This is a genomic window from Pseudomonas fluorescens, from assembly GCF_902497895.1.
Classification (GTDB): Bacteria; Pseudomonadota; Gammaproteobacteria; order Pseudomonadales; family Pseudomonadaceae; genus Aquipseudomonas; species Aquipseudomonas fluorescens_BP.
Genome location: NZ_CABVHQ010000008.1, coordinates 25349 through 43842, shown reverse-complemented (window position 1 = coordinate 43842; position 18494 = coordinate 25349). Strand labels below are relative to the sequence as shown.

Sequence of the window (18494 nt, the reverse complement as noted above, 5' to 3'; positions counted from 1 at the left end):
ATGTAGCTGACTAAGGTAATTCGCGCTTCCGCCCGCTGATTGCACAGGCAATCCTCGCGCCTCTCAGCTTTCGACGTATTTAGCGCGTTTTCACACAGCCTGGGTCGTCCCTCCTCTTCAAATCAGATCTCAAGCACGCTCCATCCGCATGACCATCCGTAGTATGGATAGACCTTAGCCAAGATTGCCCCGCAAAGTTTCCATGAGGTTTCCATGACCTTGAAAAAACGCAGGCACAAAAAAAGGCCTCCGTGGAGACCTCTCTAAGTACCTGATTTCTCAGGATTTGTATGGTGCCCGAAGCCGGAATCGAACCGGCACGGCTTTACAGCCGGGGGATTTTAAGTCCCATGCGTCTACCAGTTTCGCCATTCGGGCGGTAGCGCGGTAAGCGGTCTGCAGCACTTTAAATAACGATTAAGTAGCTTTAGCGCTTGTGCAGCAAAGGAAGAAATATATACATCCCTTCCCTTTGAAGCAAGTTTGTCGACGTCAAATACCAGACAAAATCCTGCATTCAAGCTTAAATAAAAAAGCTCCGTAAATCATAGATCTACGGAGCCTGTTTATGATGGAGGCCGAGGTCGGAATCGAACCGGCGTAGGCGGATTTGCAATCCGCTGCATAACCATTTTGCTACTCGGCCTCAAACGTTCGATGTCATTTCCATCTACATCAAACGTGTACACATTAGAGCTGAAAACGAGACTCTAATCTAGCTCTCAACCCTTTGAAATCTAAGGGGTTTTTCTAGTTCCTGTATCAGGAATGGACGCAATTCTGGACTTGTTCGCAGGACATGTCAAGAACCGCAAGAAAAAAATTAATATCAGGGTAAAGCGATGGGCGCCCTACCCTGCGCCATGGCCCTGCCAACACTAAAGGGAGGCAATCCTGGGGGCATGAAGATAACACTACACTTGCGCTGCCAGCGCCAGCTTTTACTGTGAATTACGCCTTGAATGCATCTCCCGGAAGGAAGTCAGTCCCATGCCACGAACCGTCGTCTTGCTTCTCGCAGCGATTGCAGCCTTGTACCTCGGGCTCTGTGCTGCCTTGTTGGTGTTTCAGCGTGCGCTCATCTACTTTCCGCAACCTCGCAACCCGGACATTTCGGCATCGATTCTCACCCTGCCGGTAGCCGACGCCCAGGTGCTGGTTTCAGCCAGGCTTCACGACGGTCCGGATGCGTTGATCTATTTCGGCGGGAATGCCGAGGATGTGTCGCAGAACCTGCCCGGGTTTTCCCGAGCCTTGCCGAATCAGGCGATCTACCTGCTGCACTACCGAGGTTTCGGCGGCAGCTCCGGAGCTCCCTCCGAAGAGGCACTCCTGCGTGATGCCCTGGCTTTGTTCGACCGGGTCCACGCCGAGCATCCCAATATAGTGGTTGTCGGCCGCAGCCTGGGCACCGGCATCGCCGTCCATTTGGCGAGCCAGCGCCCGGCCTCGCGGCTGATCCTGATTACGCCATACAGCAGCCTGGAAGATCTGGCTGCGATAAAAATGCCGTTGTTTCCAGTGAGGTGGCTGCTCAAGGACAGGTACGAATCCGCGAAGTACGCCCCGCGCATCAGCGTCCCGACGCTGTTGATCGTAGCCGAACACGACGAAATCATCCCGCGGGCCAATACCGACAAACTCTATTCGCAGTTCCTCCCTGGCGTGGCCTCGCTCAAGGTGATTGCCGGCGCCGACCACAACTCGATCTCGCAAAGCCCGGAGTACTTGAAACTGCTCGCCAGCGGGATGTGATCGACAGCAGACCGGAAGAGGACTGTCAGGGTTTTGCCGACTCGCAGTTGACCATCCAGCTGATGCCGAACTGATCGACCAGCATGCCAAAACCTTCGGCCCAGAAGGTTTTGCCGAACGGCATGCTGACGGTGCCACCCACCGCCAACGCATCAAATACCCGCTGCCCCTCGGTGGTGTCCTTTACCGCAATCGACAGGAATACTCGGGTCTTGGCACTGTTGTCGTCACAACCATCGGAGGCATACAACAGGCTATCGCCGAGACGCAAGCTTGCGTGCATGATGTTGTCGGGATCGGGCATCTGCTGCCCGTCGGGCGCTTCGCGGGAACGGAAGACGAATTCGGTTTTGGCGCCCACGGCGGACTCGTAGAATTTCAGCGCTTCTTCACAACGTCCGGCGAAGAACAGATAGGGGGTAATCTGCATGACAAGACCTCCAGAGGGTCGGACGCCTGGCTCGCGCCCGTGCCTGACCACTATAGCAACGCTGGCGGATGCAGTGCCGACGCCGCTCCCAACGGTTCTCCATATCGGCCTGGATCATTAATCCGAATTGCGCTTCCACAGCCAGTTCCAGAATCCCGGCAACTGCACGGGTTCGGAACTGTCGCGGACCGTGCGGGCCATGGCAGCACGCTGCAATGCCGATCGATCGTCGTAAAACGGCTTGGCGGCTGTGCTCAGGCCTGTCTCGCGGGCACTCTCGAGCAGGATCTGCAGATACTCCTGCATATGCCGTGAAGTGTAGCGATTGAGATCGTGAAAGGTCACCACCACCGGAATGACGGCATCGACCGTCGGCAACTCACCCGCAGCGATTCGCTCGCGGACCTCGGATAATTGCCTGAGCATGTTCGAACGTCTGCGCAGACTGAAGTTGTAGCCCCAGATCTTGCCGTCATTGGCGCTCAGATCAGTCAACAAGACATGCAGGCCGTGGCGCTGATACGCGGCGAAGGTGCGCTGGTCGTAATTCCAGAATGGGGGGCGCACCAGCGTCGGCGCCGCGCCGGTGATCACGGCAATGTCCGCGCTGCCATTGGTCAGCGAGTGCTCCAGCTGCCGCGGGCTCAGTGAACGATGATTGGTGTGCCCGGGCGTGGCCGTGTGCAAGCCCAGCACATGGCCTTCAGCCTGTTCGCGGCGCATGATGGCGCCGCCCAGTTCGCTGCCACCGGCGCGCGACGCCCGCGTCTGGACAAAAAATACCGCCTTGATGCCCGATTGCAACGGATTGGCGGCAAGGTCGTCGAGAATCGATTGAGTCGGATTGTAAAACCCGGAGGCGCTTGGGCCGTCGTCGAAGGTCAGCAGAAAACGGATCGGTGCCTGCGATTGCAAGCGTTGCTCGGTTTGCGGCGTGATTGCAATCGGTCGGCTGATGCAACCGGCGAGCGCGCCTGCGATGACGAGCGCTGAGAAAAGGGTAACGATCTTTTTCATGGGGTCTGCCTTGGTCCAGGCGCAGACAAATACAGACCATGGACAATTCAAGCAACAAAAAACACGCGGGCCTGCCCTTCTTTCGATAACCCACCTACCGCCCAGCCCATCCGCAGCGCGGGTATGCCAATTGTTGATATAACTGAACTGACCCGCCAGCATTCAGGCGCAGGTACGATTCACGCGGTGAGGTTGGCTAGCCCTTTCACGGGGATGACGCTCATGAACTCTTGCCAGGACTTTTTGAAAAAACTCTATGGTTCCCGCGCCAGTGCGGCGGCCGCCATTGTGCCCCTATTGCGCCAATACGCCGAGCCGCTGCCGGAACGCAATTCAGAGGCTTTCGGCGCAATGTTCGACCGTTATGCCGATGCGCGGGTGGTGATGATCGGTGAGGCCAGCCATGGTACCGCCGAGTTCTATTGCGCCCGGGCCGCCATTACCCGGCGACTGATCGAGCAGCATGGGTTCAATATCGTTGCCGTCGAGGCGGACTGGCCGGATGCGGGTCAGGTTGATCGTTATGTCCGCGGGCTGGCACCCACGGCCTGGAAACGCCACATCTTCAGCCGATTCCCGACCTGGATGTGGCGCAATACCGATGTCAGAGCGTTCACTCACTGGCTTCATCGGCACAACCACCAGACAGCGCCCGAGCGGCGTGTCGAGTTTCGCGGGCTGGACGTTTATAGCCTGCACAACTCCATTCGCGAGGTCTTGAACTACCTCGACCAGGGCGACCCTCAACTTGCCCACGAAGCACGACAGCGCTATGGCTGTCTGACGCCCTGGCAGGATGATCCGGCGCTGTACGGCCACTTTGTCGAACGCGGCGGCGCGATGCCCTGTGAGCAGGCGGTGGTCGAGCAGCTCGATGTGATGCTGGCGCAGCAGCTGGCCGGCCAGAACGACGAAGCCATCTTCAATGCCACGCAAAACGCCCAGGTCGTGCGGGCCGCCGAGCAATACTACCGAGCCATATACCAGGGCTCGACCGCCTCCTGGAACCTGCGTGACCGGCACATGTTCGACACCTTGCGTACATTGATCGAGCATCGAGGGCCTCAGGCCAAGGCAGTGGTGTGGGCGCACAACTCGCATATCGGCAATGCCGCCGCCACGGAAATGGGCTGGAAGGGCCAGTTCAATATCGGTCAGCTGTGCCGCAGCGCCTACGGGCGCGACGTCGTGCTGATTGGCATGAGCACCGACCGTGGCCAGGTAGCGGCGGCCGATGACTGGGATGGCGAGATGCGCATCAAGACCGTCCTGCCCTCGCGTGAGGACAGTTGGGAGCATCAGTTCGTCCAGGCGGGCATTCCCGCGTCATTGACCGACTGGCGCGATCCCCGGCGCGAAAACTTGCGCCTGGCCTTGTCCGAGCCTTTGCTGGAGCGGGCCATCGGGGTGATTTACCGGCCGCAAAGCGAGCGCAGCAGTCACTACTTCGAGGCGGTACTGGCCGAGCAATTCGACGCCATGGTGTGGATTGAACAGACACACGCGGTGACGGCACTGCACCTGCCGAAAAGCCAGGAGCTGGAACCGGAAGACGAAACCTTTCCGTTTGGTGTGTGACACCCGGCAACGGATCAGGACTTCATTGCGCCGGCGCTTTTTTTACCGGTGAGTGCAGATGCACCTCAAACCAGTCGCCCGCCAGTCTGGCAACTGCCTCAAGGGTCCCTGGTTCTTCAAACAGGTGGGTGGCGCCGGCGATGACGTCCAGCCGCTGCTCACACTGCAGGGCATCGGCGCTTTGGCGGTTCAGGCCGAGCACCGTCGGGTCCTGGTCTCCGACGATTTGCAAGGTGGGTGCCTTCACCAGGCCCAGCGCAGTGCCGGCCAGGTCGGTCCGCCCTCCTCGGCTGACCACCGCGTGCACCACGTCCGGGCGCAACGCCGCTGCCAACAACGCCGCGGCGGCCCCGGTGCTCGCGCCGAACAGTCCGATGCGCAACGATTGCAACTCAGCGCTGCGCCCTATCCAGTCGATCACAGCTACCAGTCGTCTGGAGAGCAGCGCGATATCAAAGCGCAACTCCCCGGTCAGGTAGTCCACGTGTTGTTCCGGCTCCGTGAGCAGATCGAACAGCAGCGTGCCCAGCCCTCGTCCGCCCAGAGACTGTGCAACCTGCTGGTTACGTGGGCTCGAACGACTGCTGCCACTCCCATGGACGAACACCACCAATCCGGTGGGGTTTGCCGGTAAACGTAAATCAGCGGCCAACTCGACGTCGGCCAGATCCAGTATTCGACTCTGTGAATTCAGCATTGGATCTACCTCAAGGGACTTCCTGCCCCGCCTGCGATTCTCGTTGCCAGGCGCGCTGCAGCAGATCAATGACCTCTTTGTCCGTGGTCTGGGTAAAGTCCAGGTACCAGTGGCCGATCGACATCATCCATTCGGGGATGAGCGGGCACACCAGCTCATCCACTTTACGGCGTAGCGCCGCCACGGCTTCAGGCGGCGCCACCGGTACGGCGACGACGATGCGTGATGGCTGTTGCTGGCGCACAGCCTGTATCGCTGCCAGCATCGTCGAGCCGGTGGCCAGCCCGTCGTCGACCAGGATCACCACCTGGTCCTGCAGCTGCAGCGGTGGACGCGCAGCGCGGTAAACGCTCTCGCGACGCAGCAGCTCCCGGGCTTCCCGCGTGACAACCTCTTCGAGCGTACGTTGATCAACGTGGTGAGCCAGCAGCGCTTCCTCATTGAGTACCCGTATGCCGCCACTGGCGATGGCCCCCATGGCGTACTCCTGATGAGAAGGAACGCCGAGCTTGCGGACCAGCATCAAGTCCAGGCGAACCTCCAGGGCGGTGGCGATTTCATAAGCGACCGGAACACCGCCGCGGGGTAAGCCGAGGACGATGACATCGGCTCTGCGACGGTATCCGAGCAGTCCCGGTACCAGGCTTTGGCCTGCGGCCCGCCTGTCTCTCAGGCCCGTTTGCGAAGAAGGATAATAGGACATTGAAGACCTCCTGAAGCCGGTCAACCCGATCGATTCGCGTCGCAAGGAGCTGGCCGGATTATGGATTGGCCGCTGTCGAACGGGTCGCGAGCCTACGCATCTGCACACGCTTAACCTCTGCCGCGGTTCCCCTCCTTTGATAATATCCGACACATCTGTATTACATTTTAATGAAGAGCAGGTTTTTTGTGAATGTTACCCGGCGCTGGTTGCGACATCCCCTGGCTTTTCTCGTGAGCCTGACCGCACTGGTACTGCTGGTGCCACTGGGCACCCGCCTGGCCCTGGGCTGGAACCATCCGTTGGGCTACCTGTCGGACCTCGGCATTGCCGGCTTGTTGATCGTGCTGCTGTACCGGCGCCCCTGGTGGCTGGCGTTGCCGGTGCTGATGGTCTGGTGCCTGCTGAGCCTGGCGGCAACCGAGCTGGTCAGTGCGGTCGGCCGGCTACCGACCCTGGCCGACGTTAACTACCTGATCGATCCGCAGTTTCTGGAGAACTCCACCGGCGGCGACGGCCTTGGGCATCCATGGCTCGCCGGCGCGCTGCTGCTGGCTCTGCTGATCTGTGCAGGGACCCAGTGGGGCGCCAGCCGCCACAAGGCTGCGGCCCTGCCTCGGCATGCCTGGAGCGTGCCGCTGCTGCTCTTGCTGGCCCATGGTGGCGGGCAATACCTGCATCCCAGCGAAGCGGATCAATGGCGCCAGTTCAACCTGCCGCACCAACTGCTGATGGCCGGCCTCGGGGAAGGCCAGACCCGCGCCCGGGAATGGTTCGGCGAGCCTGAGGTTGACCTCCCGCCGCAGATGGCCGGCCTCACCCAGCTTGACCTCAATGGACAAAAGTTGCTGCAAGCCCCCGGGCGCGCACGTAATGTGCTGATCGTCGCCCTGGAGGGCATTCCAGGCGCCTATGTCGGGGCCGACCGCCAGGCCTTGAATAGCGGTTATACGGAAAACCTGATGCCGCACCTCAGCCGCTGGGCCGAACGCGGGATGAACACTCCCGACTACGTTCTGCACAGCCACCAGACCATTCGCGGCCTCTACTCCATGTTGTGCGGCGACTACGACAAGCTCGACAACGGTACCCCCAAGGGCGTCGAGATGCTCAACCTGAGCCAGCGCAACCAGGCGTGCCTGCCGGCCCAGTTGCGCCAGCACGGCTTTGCCACCCATTATTTGCAGGGTGCGGGCCTGCGTTTCATGGCCAAAGACAAAATCATGCCGCACATTGGCTTCGACACCACCCTGGGTCTGGAGTGGTTCAGCAATCCTGGTTACCTGGATTTCCCCTGGGGCATGGACGACAAGGGGTTTTTCGAAGGAGCGCTGAATTACGTCGAGCAACTGCAGCAGCATGACCAACCCTGGATGCTCACCTTGTTGACGGTGGGTACCCATCAGCCCTATTCCGCCCCCGAAGACTATCTGCAACGCCATGCCACGCCCAAGCAGGCGGCGGTGAGCTATCTGGACGACGCCCTCGAGCAGTTCCTCTCGGGGCTGGAGCGCCAGGGTATCTTGCAGGATACGCTGGTGATCATCACCTCCGACGAGTCCCACGGAATCGACGACGTGCGCCTGGCATCGGCCTGGGGTTTCAACCTGCTGCTGGCGCCGGAGCAAGCCCGGTTGCCCAGGATCAAGTCCGGGGTCTACGGCCATGTCGACCTGAGTGCCTCGGTCCTCGACTATTTCGACTTTGCGGTGCCTCCAACCCTGAGCGGCCGCTCCCTGTTTCGCGACTATGCGCAGGGTCGGGAAATCATGTCATTTACCAATGGCATGCTGCGCTACCACGATGGCCAGGGGACCTTCACCGAATGCGACTTCCAACAGCGCTGTCGGCACTACGCCAGTGAGGGTTTTCTCGGCGAGCGCACGGCGTTCCTCGGCCAGTCCGGCACTCAGCGCGCGCGCCAGATCAGCGCACGCGCCGCGGCGCTGGATCATTCGCTGCTGCGGACCCAGTTGAACCAGCGCTATCAGTTTGGCAGCACTGACCAGATCCCCCTCCACGAGCGGATCAAGGATGACTGGGCCGATAACCTGATTGGCGCGCAATACCTGGAGATGCCCAAGGGCTCCCATACACGGGTGCGGATCAAGGTTCGCTCGGTAGGCACTCAACAGAATGCCTACCTGCTGCTCAAGGCCAAGGAGCTCGAGCAAGACGTGGCGCTGGACTTCCCGGCGGAAATCGTCCTGACGCCCGACCAACCGCTGGAAATGGATTTCGCTTTCGACAACCCGCAATCGCGCAAGGCCTTCTCCTTCCACCTGCTCGGCCATGGGCTGGGCGCCATCGAAGTGAGCGAGTTCAGCGTGACCACCGAGGCGCCAGAGCCACCCGACGCTCTGGACGAAAGCGTGGAGGATGACAGCGCTCAATCAAGTTGAGTCAGGGCGCGCAGTGGCTGACTCTCGGTCTTTGGTTGGAGGACCGCGAGTCACTTTCGTGGAGCTACTCGGGATGCCTGGGCAACGCCATGGATATCAGCGCTGCCAGCAACACAAAAACGCTCGATATCCACAAGCACGCCACCAGGCCATACACCTGGTAAATCCAACCGGAGAGAACTGTGCCGATCAACCGCCCCATGGCGTTGGACATGTAGTAAAAACCCACGTCCAGCGACACTCCGTCTTCCTTGGCGTAGGAAACGATCAGGTAGCTGTGCAACGAAGAGTTCACCGCGAACAGCGCGCCAAAGACCAGCAATCCACCAATAAGCACCACCGGCTGGGACAGTCCCGTATCCAACCCCAGGGCGATCGCCGCTGGCAGCCCGGCCAGCGCCAGCGCCCAGATAAAAGCGGCGCGACCATCTGGTAGATGCCCTCGCCGCTTGCCAGTGATCCGCGGCGCGAAGGATTGCACGATGCCGTAGCCAATCACCCACAGCGCCAGAAACCCGCCGACCTTCCAGAAGTCCCAGCCAAAAGCCGTGCTCAGGTAAACCGGCAAGGCCACCACGAACCAGACATCGCGGGCACCGAACAGAAACATCCGCGCCGCCGAGAGAATATTGATTGCCCGGCTTTTTGAGAGAATGTCGCGAAACTTCGGTTTGGCCTTCGCCTTCCCGAGATCCTTCTTCAGTAATACCAGGCTGCTGATCCAGACCAACGCCAGAACGGCGGCCATGGCCAGCACCGCGCCCTTGAAGCCCAGCAGCGCCAGCAAGGCCCCACCGAGAAAGAAGCCGACACCCTTGAGGGCATTTTTCGAACCGGTGAGGATCGCCACCCATTGATAGAGCTTGCCCTGTTGGCCATCCGGCACCAGCAGCTTGATCGAGCTTTTGGCGCTCATCTTGTTCAGGTCTTTGGCGATCCCCGACAACGCCTGGGCGCCCATCACCCAGGGGATGCTCAGCCAGGCCGCCGGAACCGTCAGCATCAGCAAGGCCACCACCTGAATGGCCAGGCCGATGTTCATGGTCCGGTTCAAGCCAAGCCGGGCACCGAGATAACCGCCCAGCAGATTGGTGATCACCCCAAACAGTTCATAGAACAGAAACAGCGCGGCGATTTGCAGCGGGCTGTAGCCCAGGGCGTGAAAGTGCAGCACCACCAACATGCGCAAGGCACCGTCGGTGAGGGTGAAGGCCCAGTAATTGCCGGTGACAAGCAGGTACTGCCGCACTTCTGGAGCGAGGACTGACAGCACCTTATTGATCGCCGCCTTCGACTGCCAGACCGACCATTCTGGCCAGTTCAACGGTACGGTTGGCGTAGGCCCATTCGTTGTCGTACCAGGCATAGAGTTTGACCAGGGTCCCGCTAATGACCATGGTCGACAGCGCATCGATGATCGCCGAGCGTGGGTCGGTACGGTAATCGATCGAGACCAGTGGTCGCTCCTCGTAGCCAAGGATGTCCTTGAGTTCGTTTTCCGAGGCGCTCTTGAGCAGTTGATTGACTTCCTCGACGGTGGTGACGCGCTCGACCTCGAACACACAATCGGTCAGCGAAGCGTTGGCCAGTGGCACCCGTACCGCATGGCCATTCAGGCGTCCGCGCAGTTCCGGAAAAATTTCCGCAATGGCGGTAGCGGAGCCGGTGCTGGTCGGAATCAGGCTCATCCCGCAAGCTCGGGCACGCCGCAAATCCTTGTGGGGCTGATCGAGGATGCTCTGGGTGTTGGTCAGGTCATGAATGGTGGTGATCGCGCCGTGGCGGATACCGAGCTTCTCGTGAATCACCTTGACCACCGGCGCCAGGCAGTTGGTGGTGCACGACGCGGCGGTGACTATCGAATGCACAGCGGGATCGAACAGCTGGTGATTAACCCCCATGACGATGTTCAACGCGCCCGCCTCTTTCACCGGGGCACTGACCACCACCCGCTTGACACCCTGATCGAGGTAGCTCTGGAGCACGGCAACGGTCTTCATCTTGCCGCTGGCTTCGATCACCAGATCGCAACCCGACCAATCGGTATCGGCAAGCGCTTTATTGGCACTGATCTTGACCCGTTTGCCGTCGATGACAATGCACCCATCCTCGGCGCCGGCCTCATGCTGCCAGCGGCCATGCACCGAGTCGAAGTTCAGCAGGTGCGCATGGGTCGGCGCGTCGCCTGCAGGATCGTTGATCTGCACGAACTCAAACTCCGGCCAGCCCCAGGCTGCACGCAGCGCAAGACGCCCGATCCGACCAAAACCATTGATGCCAACCTTGATAGCCATGTTGTTGTGCTCTGTATCTGTTTTCAGTGGGAGTTCGACCGGGGGGCAAACTGGCCGATGTATTCGATGGGATTGGATGCTGAATCGCCCGTGAACCCTTGATTAGGGTTCAACAGCAAGCAGTGGCACGCTGCGGCCGGTCGCCCATTTCATCAAGGCGTTTCGCATCAGGGCTTAGCCAGTGTTTGTTGGCTTGCAGCGTGGTGCTTAGAACGCCTCGCACCCAATCCGGCAGGTCCGGATGCAGTCGATAATAAACCCATTGGCCTTGCCGACGATCCATCAGCAAGCCGCAATTGCGAAGCTGGGCCAAGTGTCGGGAGACCTTGGGCTGGCTCTCATTCAGCGCACAGGTCAGTTCACAGACGCAGAGCTCTCCCTCAAAGGTGATGAGCAGCATCATGCGTACCCGGTTGTCGTCGGCCAGGCATTTGAAAACGGTGGTCGGGGTCAGGTGTTCAGCCATTGCAGTTCTCGGTGTCTGGATTTCTTCAGGAAGCACAGTTGATGCGTCCATCATTAAATCCCGGCTCACATACGATTTTTCGAATATATGATTTTTCGAATGTAAGGTAAACCTTTTTGCTCTGCGCTTTTTCGTTTGAGCTCTGAATCTTTCGCGCCTGTACCGCCGTATCGCGAGCAGGCTCGCTCCCACAAAATCAAGATCAAAGGATCGCAGCCTGCGGGAGCTCCTACAGGGGATTGCAGGCACCCACAACATCGCAGGTGTATGCGGTCAGCGTAGGAGCTGCCGCAGGCTGCGATCTTTTCGCCGGCTACCGCGCGGGGAGCCTTCGCGAGCAGGCTCGCTCCCACAAGACCGCAGAGCCTGGTGAACCAAACGATCAGCGGATCGACCGCCCAAGCCCGCGCAACACAGGTGGATTCCCCTGCGCCCCGGGCGCACTCATGCGTTCCGCAATACGGAATGTTCGGGATTTCTCCTTGTTCATCGAAGATCCGCGACCCAAACTCAAACCCATAAAAACAAGCACAGCGTTCGAGGAAACAATCATGGATCAACATGCACTGAATGCCATCAGGGCCTGGAACCAGCGTCAGCGCCCCGATTACAAACTGATCACGGTCAAGGCGGTCAACCCCTCGATCGGCGCGGAAATTCTAGGAGTCGACCTGTCCGAGCAGATCAGCCCGGTCTTGTTTGCCGAAATCAATACCGCGCTGAACGAGCACCACGTCATCTACTTCCGCGACCAGCAGTTGTCCGACGAAGATCACAAGCGTTTCGGCCGTATGTTCGGCAAGCTGCACTCGCACCCCATCCACGCAGCCAAGGCGAAAGCCAAAGCCGCGGGCGATCAGGCGGCGGTGGCCATGAATGAGTTGTACGGCGCGGGCGACGACCCGGAGATTCTCCAGGTCAAGGCCGACGAGGCCAGCAAGAACGTCGCCGGTGAAGGCTGGCATACCGACGTCACCTGCGACGCCCAGCCACCGATGGGTTCGATGCTGTACATCACCCAGCCGCCAGAGGGTGGTGGTGGCAACACCATGTTCCTCAACATGCACCTGGCCTACGAGACTCTATCGCCAACGATGAAGGGTTACCTCGAAGGGCTGACCGCAATCCACAGCGGCGGCAAGCCCTACACCGGTTTCTATGACGTCCAGGTACCTGAAGGTGGCTGGCCGCAAAGTGAACATCCGGTGGTGATACGCCATCCGGGCAACGGTCGCAAGGCGCTCTACGTCAACAAGGGCTTCACCCTGCGCATACCGCAGCTCTCACCCCATGAAAGCGATGCGCTGCTGAACATGCTCTACGAGCACTGCGCGACGATGCCCGAGTTGCAATGCCGGGTCGACTGGACGCCAAACATGCTGACCTTCTGGGACAACCGCTGCACCCAGCACCATGCGGTATGGGACTACTTCCCGAACCGCCGTTACGGTCAACGTGTGTCGATTATCGGCGAACGTCCCACGGCCTGAGGCGGATGATCAAGATGGACGACGAGCGCGGGAAAACGCCCGATTCAGCCGCAATAGAGCCGATCAGTCGAGCCCTGCGGATACTCGAGGTCCTCAATCGTCGTCCGCTGACAACGATCGAGGATCTGCACCGCGACACCGGCCTGCCCAAGCCGACCCTGGTTCGCCTGTTGCAGGCGCTGATGGCTGACGGCTACGTCACCCAGGTGTCGCGCACGGCCGGTTATCGCCTTGCCGCTCGGGTGCTGGCTTTGACTTCGGGTTATCACCCGCGCGATTTGCTGGTGGACGTGGCACAACCGCTGATGGATCGCTTCACCCGGCAGTACAAATGGCCGTTGTACCTGGCGACTCCCCAGGACATGACCCTGTGGATGCGCTACACGACCGCCAACCTGAGCTCGATCGCGCCGGATTATCTGTCGGGCTATCACTACCGTTTTTCGCTGGTGGTCTCGGCGGTGGGCAAGGCTTATCTGGCCTATTGTCCGCGTGCCGAGCAGCGCCTGATGCTCGCCCCGCTGCTGGGAATCCCCGACGTGGAGGATGGGCAGGTGCGCGATCAGGCTTCGGTCGATGCCCTGCTGGCCGAGGTCAAGGCCAAGGGTTATTCGACTACCGGCTCGATCCAGGGCGACCGTGGACGGGGTATCGCCGTCCCCCTATGGGAGGGTCGACGGATCATCGGTGCAATCAGCATGCGGCATTTCCGCTCGGCGTTGAGCGAAGCCGAGGTGGTAAAGCGCTTTCTCGGACCCCTGCAGGATCTGAGTAGGGAAATCGGCAGTGAACTGAAAAACAACAAGAAGGCCCAGGCGCGCGCGGCGACAGTGTCAGCGCCGCCTCCCGGCCAGAGGAAACAACCATGAGCAAGACAGTCGTAATCACGGGCGTCTCCACCGGCATCGGTTTTGCCACGGCGCAAATGCTGATCGCACGCGGCTATCGCGTGTTTGGCAGCGTACGCAAGGAAGCCGATGGCGCGCGCGTGCGCGAACAACTGGGTGAAGCCTTTACCCCGTTGCTGTTTGATGTCACCGACACCGGCGCCTTGCCTGCAGCAGTGGCCCAGGTACAGGCGGCAGTGGGTGAGGAAGGTCTGGCCGGGCTGATCAACAACGCCGGCGTAGCCCCGTCGGGGCCGATGATGCACACCTCATTGGATGAGGTCCGGCAAGCCTTCGAGATCAACGTCTTCGGTTTGCTGGCCGTGACCCAGGCGTTCCTGCCGCTGCTTGGCGCGCGGGCCGGTGCCAGGCAGCCCCCGGGGCGCGTGGTCAATCTCAGCTCCATCAGTGGTGGCGTAGCTTTCCCGCTGGTGACGCTCTACGCGATGACCAAGCATGCGGTCGAAGCCCTCTCCGATGGCATGCGCCGCGAGCTGTCGATCTATGGCATTACGGTCAGCGTCCTGGAACCCGGAGCGATCAAGACCCCGATCTGGGACAAGAGCCCGCAGCAACAGGTCGACGGTCGCTACGCCCATACCGACTACGCAGACGCCATGGCCGGCATGCCGGCCTTCGTCGCCAAGGAATTGAAGAACGCCAAGCCGATGCAGGTAGTGATCGATGCCATCCGCCATGCACTGGAGGCGCCACAGCCCAAGCCGCGTTACCCGCTGGTCGGCCTGTGGTACTTGCGAAATTTCATACCTGACCGATTGCTCGATCGCCTGACCATCCGCCTGGCCGGGCTCAAGCCGGTGCGTTAAGGCCTATTTGCGCTGTGCCACGGCAGGCCGGCCAAGGGCAACGTTGCACAGTATCCAGCACAGAGTACATACCATGAATCTATTCACCTACCCGCGCGCACTCAGCGAAGCGTGGCTGATTGGCGTGCGTGGCAACTGGCCCGGCATCCTGCTCAGCATCGTCGTCGCCATCGCCTCGACCTTCATTGCCGACGCCCGCGGCGGCCCGGCGCTGCTGTACGCCCTGCTGTTGGGCATGGCATTGCATACGGTCACCGTCCAGGGCAGCGCCAAACCTGGCATCGACTTTGCCGCGCGGCGCATCCTGCGCCTGGGCGTGGCGTTGCTCGGTGCCCGCATCACCCTGGAACAGCTGGGTGGTCTGGGCTGGTACAACGGCGGCCTGATCGTCGCCGGAGTATTGGTGACCATCGGCTTTGGTGTGCTGATGAGCCGGGTGTTCGGCCTGGACCGCCGGCTCGGCATCCTCACCGGCGGCGCCACGGCGATCTGCGGTGCCTCGGCGGCAATCGCCATCGCCGCCGTGCTGCCTCGCGACGAAAAATCGGAGCGCGAACTGATCTTCACCATCGCCGGGGTCACGGTGCTCTCGACCCTGGCGATGATTCTCTACCCGGTCATCGTCAAGCTCCTCGGCCTGGCGCCGGACGCCGCCGGAATTTTTCTCGGCGGCACTATCCACGATGTGGCGCAGGTAGTCGGCGCTGGCTACAGCATTTCCCATGAGGTCGGCGACTATGCCGTGCTGACCAAGATGCTGCGGGTGGCGTTGCTGCTGCCGGTGGTGATGGCTCTCACCATTGCCGTGCGGCGGCGCAGCAAGAATGCCGAGCGTCAATGCAACGATCCGCTGCTGCCGCCCTTCCTGATCGGCTTCGTCATCCTGGTCGTGGTCGGCAGCCTGGGCTGGATACCGCCGTCTCTCAGCGCGGCGATGAACGAGGTTTCACGCGCCTGCCTGGTGATCGCCATCGCGGCCGTGGGCCTGAAAACCTCACTGCTGGATGTGCGCAAGGTCGGCCCGCGCGCAGCGCTGCTGCTGGGCAGCGAAGCGCTGTTCCTGGTCGGGTTCGTGTTGCTGGTGCAGAAATTCCACTAACTCTCGGAGAACAATAAAATGAAGACGGGAACCAGCACTATTGAGCTCACGGATATGACATCGCCAGTGCCAGGGCGGTATTACCTGCTTGGGCTGTTGTGGTTGACCTATACCTTCAGCGTCCTCGACCGCTATGTGATGGGCATACTGGTGGAGCCGATCAAGCGCGACCTGGGCGTGTCCGACAGCATGATGGGCTTTCTGTCTGGCACCGTCTTCGGGCTGTTCTACGCCACGCTGGCGATTCCAGTGGCGATGCTCGCCGACCGTTCCAACCGCCGCAACGTGGTCGCTGCATCGCTGTTCATCTGGTCGCTGTGCACCATGTTCTGCGGCATGGCCAACAATGCACTGCAACTGGCGCTGGCGCGGATCTTCGTCGGAGTCGGTGAAGCCGGTTCGACGCCGCCGGCGCAATCGTTGATTGCCGACCTGTTCCCGCCGAGCGAGCGCGGCAAGGCGGTCGGCCTGTTTGCCAGCGGCGGCAGCCTCGGCATGGTGCTGGCCTTTACCTTGAGCGGGCTGATCGCCGGTGAGTGGGGTTGGCGCTGGGCGTTCATCGTGCTCGGCGCACCCGGCATCGTGCTGGCGCTGCTGCTCATGGTGTCAACCAGGGAACCGGTGCGCGGCCAGACCGACCCGACCCATCAATCGAAAGCCGATGCAGTTGCACCGCCCTTCGCTGAAGTGATGCGTTTTGTGCTCGGTAATCGTGGCCTGGTGCATCTCATCGCTTCACTCATTCTGACCACCACCAGCGGCACCGTGCTGGCGTTGTGGGTGCCGGCTTACCTGATCCGCAACTTCCATATCAGCGAAGCGCAGCTCGGCCCGGCACTGGGCCTGGTGATCGGCGTCGCCGGCATGATTGGAGCCATAGTCGTCGGCTGGGTTTCCGACCGGGTAGCGCGCCGCCATCCTTCGCGTCGGGTGCTGGTGGGCGCGGTGATGCAGATGCTGGTCTGGCCATGCATGGTCGCCGTGTTGCTGAGCGGCAACTATGTCACTGCCTTGTGGCTGTTGGTGATCCCCGGCTTCTTCATCTACGCGCCGGTGGCCGTGGGTTGGGCCATCATGCAAAACATCACGCCACCACGCATGCGCGCGACCACCATCGGCATCGGCGTGCTTGTCGCCAATATCGGCGCCCTGGTCATCGGTCCGCAACTGGTCGGCCTGGCCAGTGACCTGCTGGCCAACGGCGATGCCACGACCGGCTTGCGCAACGCACTGCTGCTGTCTGGCCTGTTCTACCCCTGGGCCGCCTGGCACTACCTGCGGGCCACCGCCTTGCTCAAGCACTAGCCGAACCGCAACGCCTGGTCATTGCTCGCGCGATATTTGGCAAGGAGTGTGTTGGCTGACTCCCTGGCCATGTACTCATGGATAACCCGCCCCCTGAATCCGATGTCCCCCTCAGCGTGGGGGGGGCTGAAAAACCCGGACAACGTCATTCTTCAACTATGGCGATAGGGCCGGCATCGAGTACCCAAAAAAGCAGGTGATCGGATGAAAACAATAATAATGCTATCTGTAGTTGCATCGCTGACTGCGATGATCGGCGTCGTTTTACGCCTGGACGAGGTCTGGTTCGAGTCGCAGCGCAAGGCTGCGAATGAATGTCAGGTCAATCAATACACTTGCTTCAAACCGGCAGTGAGTTTCGCTTCATTGCACTGAAATTGTTCCAAGGGGCATAGCTCTCGTAGCAGCTGCCGCGGCCTGCGAGTCTGCGTTCGAGGACGAAGTCCTCGCAAAGCCTGCGTCCGCGGTTGGCCTGAAAGAACCCGTTGTCTGATTTGACGACTGCTTCGCAGTCGAACGCAGCCTCGCAGGCTCGGCAGCTGCTACGGATTCATGCTCTTCCCCTGCCGCCGCCTGCCTGAGCTCGATACTGAGCCGGCGTAGTTGCATGCGCCGTCTTGAATGCCGCCGTCAGGTGACTCTGGGTGCTGAAGCCACACTCCAGGGCGATATGCAGAATCGGCAGGTCGGTTTGTATGAGTAGATCGCGTGCACGTTCCAGCCGCGCATTCATCACGTAACGATGGGGCGGCAGGCCCATGGCCTCCTGGAACAGCCGCCGGAAATGCGCCGGGCTGACCCCGGCCTGCTCCGCCAGCTGATTGATCGACAGTTCCTGCGCCAGATTTTCGCGGATGAAGGCCAGCACTGCCTGCAAACGCGCCAGCTGCATATGCGGCGGATGAATGCCGCTGTTGGCATCAGCGCGCAGTGCCCGGCTCACTTGCTCGAGCATGACCGTGGCCAACCTTGCCATGAAGCCCTGATCGGCCTTTGCCCCGAGATTCAGTTCGTCCATCAGTTGCCGCGCAGCGGCGCTTACCAGGGGATCACTGAAGGGTAACGGTGCCTGGGCGCCAACGCAAAGTTCGCGCAAACGCTGGAAAACCTCGTCCGTTCGTTCGGGGAGGTAGAACACCGCGAAATCCACGCTGCCGGAATAGTGCCAATGGGTGGCGCAACCAGCAGGCATCAACAACGAGACGCAAGGCAGTGAGGTCGAGCGAAGTTCACCTTCCACGCCCTCTTGCACCCGCGAACCACCCAACTGGGTGAGCAACGCCATGACACCGACCGGCGGCACGGCCCGATCGGTCTCATGCAGAAAATAACGTTCGGCATACAAGGGCATTTCACGGCACAGCATGCCGCCAACCATCGGTAAACCCAGTACTGCGTGTACTTGCTGTTGCGGATTCATCGATATCTCGGAATGAGCAGATTTTGACAAATATGAGCGCTATTTACGTGAGTTGTCGATGGCCGAAAGAACAATCATGCAGACAACTGCATGCCGATGGCTGGTCGCAGAACTGACCCCGGCA

The 18494-nt window shown here is 60.6% G+C and carries 17 protein-coding genes and 2 tRNA genes; 9 read left to right on the top strand and 10 right to left on the bottom strand.

Going from position 1 to position 18494, the window contains the following annotated elements:
• Positions 1-291: 291 nt before the first annotated feature.
• Both F8N21_RS06090 and F8N21_RS06085 read right to left on the bottom strand, forming a co-directional pair.
• Positions 292-378, bottom strand: a tRNA-Leu gene (locus tag F8N21_RS06090).
• Positions 379-572: 194 nt separating this feature from the next.
• Positions 573-646 (bottom strand) — tRNA-Cys (locus F8N21_RS06085).
• 344 nt (positions 647-990) lie between these two features.
• Here F8N21_RS06085 and F8N21_RS06080 point away from each other — a divergent pair.
• A complete protein-coding gene (locus tag F8N21_RS06080; RefSeq protein WP_150641273.1) occupies positions 991-1755 on the top strand; it encodes an alpha/beta hydrolase in 765 nt (254 codons plus the stop codon).
• A gap of 25 nt (positions 1756-1780) precedes the next feature.
• On the opposite strand, the gene F8N21_RS06075 is transcribed toward F8N21_RS06080, so the two are convergent.
• Positions 1781-2185, bottom strand: coding sequence for a VOC family protein (locus F8N21_RS06075; protein ID WP_150641272.1), 405 nt, complete (start codon positions 2183-2185; stop codon positions 1781-1783).
• A 117-nt stretch (positions 2186-2302) separates the two neighbouring features.
• Positions 2303-3202 (bottom strand): polysaccharide deacetylase family protein, encoded by a 900-nt coding sequence (locus tag F8N21_RS06070; RefSeq protein ID WP_150641271.1) that lies wholly within the window; start codon positions 3200-3202, stop codon positions 2303-2305.
• Positions 3203-3424: 222 nt separating this feature from the next.
• Here F8N21_RS06070 and F8N21_RS06065 point away from each other — a divergent pair, with 222 nt between their 5' ends.
• On the top strand, positions 3425-4780 hold the full coding sequence (locus tag F8N21_RS06065) for an erythromycin esterase family protein (protein WP_150641270.1): 1356 nt from the start codon (positions 3425-3427) through the stop codon (positions 4778-4780).
• A gap of 22 nt (positions 4781-4802) precedes the next feature.
• Here the strand turns inward: F8N21_RS06065 and F8N21_RS06060 are convergent, their stop codons facing one another.
• Both F8N21_RS06060 and F8N21_RS06055 read right to left on the bottom strand, forming a co-directional pair.
• Entirely contained in the window at positions 4803-5477 is a 675-nt protein-coding gene (locus F8N21_RS06060) for a dienelactone hydrolase family protein (RefSeq protein ID WP_150641269.1), read from the bottom strand.
• 10 nt (positions 5478-5487) lie between these two features.
• Positions 5488-6180 carry a phosphoribosyltransferase gene (locus F8N21_RS06055; protein ID WP_150641268.1) on the bottom strand — a complete coding sequence of 231 codons (693 nt, stop codon included), beginning with the start codon at positions 6178-6180 and terminating at the stop codon, positions 5488-5490.
• A gap of 170 nt (positions 6181-6350) precedes the next feature.
• Here F8N21_RS06055 and F8N21_RS06050 point away from each other — a divergent pair, with 170 nt between their 5' ends.
• Entirely contained in the window at positions 6351-8582 is a 2232-nt protein-coding gene (locus F8N21_RS06050) for an LTA synthase family protein (RefSeq protein ID WP_191624225.1), read from the top strand.
• A 64-nt stretch (positions 8583-8646) separates the two neighbouring features.
• Here the strand turns inward: F8N21_RS06050 and arsJ are convergent, their stop codons facing one another.
• The 3 genes from arsJ to F8N21_RS06035 form a co-directional block, all read right to left on the bottom strand.
• Entirely contained in the window at positions 8647-9864 is a 1218-nt protein-coding gene (arsJ, locus tag F8N21_RS06045; protein WP_412071621.1) for an organoarsenical effux MFS transporter ArsJ, read from the bottom strand.
• On the bottom strand, positions 9857-10876 hold the full coding sequence (locus F8N21_RS06040; protein WP_150641266.1) for an ArsJ-associated glyceraldehyde-3-phosphate dehydrogenase: 1020 nt from the start codon (positions 10874-10876) through the stop codon (positions 9857-9859). The genes arsJ and F8N21_RS06040 overlap by 8 nt, the downstream gene beginning before the upstream one ends.
• Positions 10877-10985: 109 nt before the next feature.
• Entirely contained in the window at positions 10986-11342 is a 357-nt protein-coding gene (locus F8N21_RS06035; RefSeq protein ID WP_150641340.1) for a metalloregulator ArsR/SmtB family transcription factor, read from the bottom strand.
• 551 nt (positions 11343-11893) lie between these two features.
• On the opposite strand from F8N21_RS06035, the gene F8N21_RS06030 reads away from it, so the two are divergent.
• From F8N21_RS06030 to F8N21_RS30395, 6 genes are all read left to right on the top strand, one after another.
• On the top strand, positions 11894-12832 hold the full coding sequence (locus tag F8N21_RS06030) for a TauD/TfdA dioxygenase family protein (protein ID WP_150641265.1): 939 nt from the start codon (positions 11894-11896) through the stop codon (positions 12830-12832).
• Between the two features lie 14 nt (positions 12833-12846).
• Positions 12847-13701 carry a helix-turn-helix domain-containing protein gene (locus F8N21_RS06025; RefSeq protein WP_191624223.1) on the top strand — a complete coding sequence of 285 codons (855 nt, stop codon included), beginning with the start codon at positions 12847-12849 and terminating at the stop codon, positions 13699-13701.
• Positions 13698-14546 carry an SDR family NAD(P)-dependent oxidoreductase gene (locus tag F8N21_RS06020; RefSeq protein WP_150641263.1) on the top strand — a complete coding sequence of 283 codons (849 nt, stop codon included), beginning with the start codon at positions 13698-13700 and terminating at the stop codon, positions 14544-14546. The genes F8N21_RS06025 and F8N21_RS06020 overlap by 4 nt, the downstream gene beginning before the upstream one ends.
• Before the next feature lie 73 nt (positions 14547-14619).
• On the top strand, positions 14620-15645 hold the full coding sequence (locus F8N21_RS06015; protein WP_150641262.1) for a YeiH family protein: 1026 nt from the start codon (positions 14620-14622) through the stop codon (positions 15643-15645).
• Between the two features lie 18 nt (positions 15646-15663).
• Positions 15664-16950 carry a spinster family MFS transporter gene (locus F8N21_RS06010; RefSeq protein ID WP_150641261.1) on the top strand — a complete coding sequence of 429 codons (1287 nt, stop codon included), beginning with the start codon at positions 15664-15666 and terminating at the stop codon, positions 16948-16950.
• A 204-nt stretch (positions 16951-17154) separates the two neighbouring features.
• Positions 17155-17325 (top strand): hypothetical protein, encoded by a 171-nt coding sequence (locus F8N21_RS30395; RefSeq protein ID WP_191624221.1) that lies wholly within the window; start codon positions 17155-17157, stop codon positions 17323-17325.
• A 175-nt stretch (positions 17326-17500) separates the two neighbouring features.
• On the opposite strand, the gene F8N21_RS06000 is transcribed toward F8N21_RS30395, so the two are convergent.
• Entirely contained in the window at positions 17501-18370 is an 870-nt protein-coding gene (locus tag F8N21_RS06000) for an AraC family transcriptional regulator (protein WP_150641260.1), read from the bottom strand.
• Positions 18371-18494 lie beyond the last annotated feature (124 nt).